Annotated in this window: 3 protein-coding genes; 2 read left to right on the top strand and 1 reads right to left on the bottom strand. The window is 43.4% G+C overall.

Annotated features, from left to right (window positions below; all coding sequences use genetic code 11):
- Positions 1 to 451: 451 nt before the first annotated feature.
- Positions 452 to 2,134, bottom strand: a complete 1,683-nt coding sequence (locus tag LNTAR_RS24410; protein WP_007281454.1) for a 9-O-acetylesterase — start codon at positions 2,132 to 2,134, stop codon at positions 452 to 454.
- Between the two features lie 235 nt (positions 2,135 to 2,369).
- Between LNTAR_RS24410 and LNTAR_RS24405 the strand changes: the two genes are divergently transcribed.
- Entirely contained in the window at positions 2,370 to 3,650 is a 1,281-nt protein-coding gene (locus LNTAR_RS24405; RefSeq protein ID WP_238527802.1) for a tripartite tricarboxylate transporter substrate binding protein, read from the top strand.
- 3 nt (positions 3,651 to 3,653) lie between these two features.
- On the top strand, positions 3,654 to 4,901 hold a 1,248-nt coding region (locus LNTAR_RS24400; RefSeq protein ID WP_007281452.1), incomplete at its 3' end, for a tripartite tricarboxylate transporter permease.

Raw genomic sequence — 4,901 nt, 5'->3', positions numbered from 1 at the left:
AGTTTTAAGTAGTCAGATTGCGATCCTGCAGGTCGTTTAATAATAAAAGGAGAATTGATGATAAGATCAATTCTCCTTTTTTATGCAAGGGCATGTTTCACGATTTATCGTGTGGGAGAAACAGCAGGCTAAAGAGGCTGTGTGAAAAACAAGGGCATGTAGTTCACGGTTTATCGTGCGGGAGAAATCAGCAGGCTAAAGCCTGTACTACGAACAATGGCATGTAGTCCACGCTTTAGCGTGTGGGAGAAATCAGCAGGCTAAAGCCTGTACTACGAACAAGGGCATGTAGTTCACGATTTATCGTGTGGGAGAAATCAGCAGGCTAAAGCCTGTACTACGAACAAGAGCATGAGCTCAGCGTTCCAAAGACTTAGCCGAGTATGAGCTCAACGTTACCATTCTTGTCTGAGTTGCGTTGTGCGCAGGTGGGCCTGCGCGGTCCAGTTCCTTATTTTATTGCTTGACTTGGAAAGGCAAATACGGGCCAGCCGTTTTTGTCCTGAAGATTGGGCAGAGCGGTCTCGTACCAGCCCATGCGAACGAATTTGGGTTTACTTACTGATGGAGATGAAACTACTACGGTATTGCCTTCAATTTTTGCTTCTGCACTCACAAAAGTTTTTCCATCTTCAGAAACTTCGAAATGGCTTGGTGCTTTACCATCTTTAGTACTTAGCCCCTGATCGATATCATTAAAGCTCACAATGATTTGATTTCCTCTTTTTGCGGCTTTCGCAAACTCTGGACCTGAAGCAACAATATCTTTACCATACTGCTCTTTCAATGCTCGTAATGTCAGGCGATTGCCTACCGGTAATTTGTGTGGTGGATGAATATTGTTAATAGGAATATTTGTGTCGTGGATAGGCACAACAGTCATGCCGGCAATCTCTTTGGCAGCTTTGTACTGCGCGGCCCAGACGTTATCACTCAAGGTAGTGTTCAGAGTCCCTGGGGTATTAGTTTTACGGTTTCTTCCATAATCAAAAGGAGCTATTTGAACTAGGTGTAATGGAATATCTTTAACATTGAATACCTTTGACCATCCCTTTGAAAGTGCCTGAAGTTTTTGAAAATAATCTTTTGAAGTGCGGTTTGATTCCCCCTGGTACCAGATCGCGCCCTTTAGTGCAAATGGAGTGAGAGGAGCAATCATTGCGTTGTAAATATCATTTTCTGCAATTCCTAGAAATCCATGAAGGTTAACTGGAATGACGAGTCCTTTCTTTGCAGCCTCAAGTGCAAGTGATAGGTCATTTTGTAATTCCGCTATCCTTTTCTCAATGGCTTGAGCATTAACTTTCTGACCTTTCCTCTGCCTGATTCCTATTGATGAAAGAACCTTAGCATCAATCTCCTTTCCCTGCTTTACATCCTTAAGAATGACAATTAGTGAGCTCAGCTTTTTCTCTATTTTATCCTTAACCTCATTAGCTTCAAGTTCTCCACTCTTTCTGTATTTTAAACCTAAGGCTTCATATCCTTCGTCAGGAATAAAAGACTCAATTCTTCGTCCACCCCAGTTCGAGTCTATAAAGGCTACTGGTACGCCAAGTTCTTGCTGAAGTTTGAGGGCAAAGCAGAAAGCTACTGCCGAGATTCCTTTTTGGAGGCCGAGTTTAATACCTTTTTCCCCAACCATATCATGGCTGGTTTTCCATAGCCCCACGGTGTCATCAAGAGGAAATCCGGAAGTAATATGAGTATTTACATGAAAGGCCCTCACAAATTTATTGTCCGCATGCTTCATGGTGTATTCGCGTTCGGCCTTATCAACACGCATAAAATCCCATTCCATATTGGATTGACCTGAGGCAAGCCAAACTTCACCAACAAGTACATTGCTGACTTTTATTTCGTTTGAACCTTTGATACTCATAATGCGGTTTACTGAAGAGGCCTTCAAGGGATCAAGCGTGATCATCCACTTGCCTTTTTTGTCCGGCATTGTCTTCTTCGTCTGCCCGGCAAAGTTCACCGTTACCTCTTCTCCCTGATCGGCCCAGCCCCAGATAGGAGCTTCCACACCGCGCTGTAAAACCATGTTATTATCAATGATTTTTGGTAGAATGACGTCTGCTTGAAGTGCAGTGTAAGTGAGTAGTATGAGAGCTGATAATAATTTGTTCATGGGATTCCTTTGTAATTAAATGTGTTTTAATAAAAGACATTATGAAGCTATTTTCTTAACAGCAGAAAGGTAATTGCCGAGAGAGTAATTGTAATTATTATGTTGCGAATTTAAGAAATCATAGCAATTGGGAACAATTTAGGAAAGTTCTGTTAAGATTTAAGCGTGTTTAGGGTTCTATCTTTAAAGATAAATCATGGTGTTATTGAACCATGTTTCTAAACTAAGGTTAATTTTGATTCGTTTTATTTTTATACTCATTTTTTTAGGTCTGAGCCTAAGGGGCGAAGATTCTAATTCATGGCCTCAACGACCAGTTAAAGTCATTGTTCCCTTTGGCGCGGGTGGGGGCAGTGATACCTTTGCGCGTCAGCTGACTCGAGTTATCAAAGAGCAGGATTTACTGTCGCAGCCAATGGTGGTGATCAATGTGGGGGGAGCAGGGGGAACCATAGGAAGCCGTCGTGTGCGTTATGCCAGGCCAGATGGTTATACAATGCTGATGCTTCATGAAGGTATCCTTACCGCCAAGCATGCAGGGAAGGCAAGTTATGGAGCCGAGGCTTTTGAAGCTGTCGCTGGAACGGGAGAAACGGCCATTGTTGTTGCTGTGAAAGATAATTCAAAATACCATTCTCTCAAAGATTTGATGCTTGAGGCAAAATTGTCACCCAACACTTTAAATTTCGCGGCCAACTTGGGAGCACCAAGTCATTTTATAGGCTTGATTTTGGAGAAATCTTTAGAAGGCGCGATGTTTAACTTTGTGCAGTATGGCGGAGGAGCCGAGCGTTATGGAGCGATTATGGGCGAACATGTGGATATGAGTATTTTCTCCGTGGAAGAGTATTTGCGCTATAAAGATGGTGGTTTAAAAGCTCTAGCAGTCTGTTCTGCGGAACGTCACTTAGCCTTGCCTGAGCTGTCGACGGTTAGTGAACAAGGTTTTGAACTCGAAACATCAAATATGCATTTCTGGTGGATGCCAAAGGGTACTTCGCAAGCCATTCAGAAAATAATGGCAGATGTTATTAGCCAAGCAATGAAAAGTGAAGACATGCAAAACTTCATGAAGGCGAGTTGGATTGATCCCGTGGTAATGCAGTCAGAAGAACTTAGGGGTGAACTTATTGAGCGCGATCATATCATCAGTAAAGTAGCCATACGAAAAGTGGATGTTTTGCCAAATTTTGAGCTTTGGATTTTTGGCATAGTTGCCGTATTGGGACTCTTTGCCTTCGATAAAAAATGTCTAGAAACTCAAGGTGAAAAAGGGCGGCTATGGAACCCTAAATCTTGTAAAGTATTCTTGTTAACTTTCGTTTATGTTTTCGTTCTCTCTACTACAGCTATTTCTTACCCATTGCTTACGGTTTTCTTTCTCTTTGCCTTGGGTTTTATAATTGCCGATCAAAAGAAGGTGCCTTATCTACCATTAAGTCTTTACTCATTGGTGCTTTCCTTTGGTCTTTTTTACTTATTTACACGTGTACTCGTAGTGGATCTTCCGGGGTGATTGATGATTAGCGAAGTTCTCCATTACCTTTTTTCTCCTCATACACTGCTGTTGCTTGCCTTGGGAACTTGGTTGGGAATAGTGATTGGAGCTATTCCAGGCTTAACGGGTGCGATGTTGATCGCTTTGAGTTTGCCTTTGACTTTTTCAATGGACGGGACCGATGCCTTATCTTTACTGATTGCGATGTATGTGGGTTCTGTTAGTGGTGGTTTAATTACCGCAACGCTCCTGAAAATGCCAGGGACGCCATCGTCTATTATGACCACTTTAGATGGCTACCCTTTGGCGGCGAAAGGAAGCCCGGGACGTGCCTTGGGCTTGGGAATTTCTGCCTCGGGTATGGGAGGCTTGATTTCCTGGATATTCCTTGCGACTTTAGCAGCGCCGGTTGCGAAGTTCGCACACCATTTAGGGCCCTTCGATTTCTTTGCGTTGATTATGATGGCGATGGCACTGATCGCGCTCGTGGGAGAATCTATGCTCATGGGCTTACTATCTGGATTTATGGGTATCCTATTTTCAATGCCTGGCTTCTCGCCCTCAAGTGGTGAGGCACGTTTAACCTTTGGCTATGCGGAAATGAATGATGGTTTTAAATTATTGCCGCTGATGATTGGTCTTTATGCCATCGGTGAAGTGGTGATAATGCTTCGGAAAACAGAGCAAGAAGTCGAAGAAATCAAAGTAAAGCCGACTGGCTTGTGGATGTCCTTAAGCGATTGGAAAAAGTATGGCTTTAATATTTTTCGCTCATCATTATTAGGCACTTGGATTGGTGCTCTACCGGGTATCGGTGCGAATGTAGGTTCAGTCACGGCATACACCTTAGCGAAGAAAGCTTCCAAAGAACCCGAACAATTTGGTCATGGTAGCGAAGAGGGGATTGTTGCTTCTGAATCTGCGAATAACGCAACCGTTGGCGGAGCTCTAATTCCTTTATTAGCCATGGGGATACCTGGGAGTGTTGTCGACGCAATTTTATTAGGTGGCATGGTGATTCACGGACTCCAGCCTGGGCCTTTGCTAATGACGAGTCAGCCGGAGGCCGTTTGGTCTTTGACGGGTGCCATGTTGATTTCCAATTTTATGATGATTGGACTGATGGTATTAAGCGTCGGCTGGCTCTCAAAATTAGCTAAAATCCCCAAGACTTTTCTAGTTCCCGCAATTCTGGTGTTTTGCATCATCGGATCCTATGGTTTATCCAATCGCATGTTCGATGTTTGGGTTATGATCGCCTTTGGGCTT

It is taken from the genome of Lentisphaera araneosa HTCC2155, from assembly GCF_000170755.1.
GTDB classification, from domain to species: Bacteria; Verrucomicrobiota; Lentisphaeria; order Lentisphaerales; family Lentisphaeraceae; genus Lentisphaera; species Lentisphaera araneosa.
The sequence above is the reverse complement of the archived record's forward strand: the minus strand, read 5'-3'. Positions and strand labels throughout refer to the sequence as shown.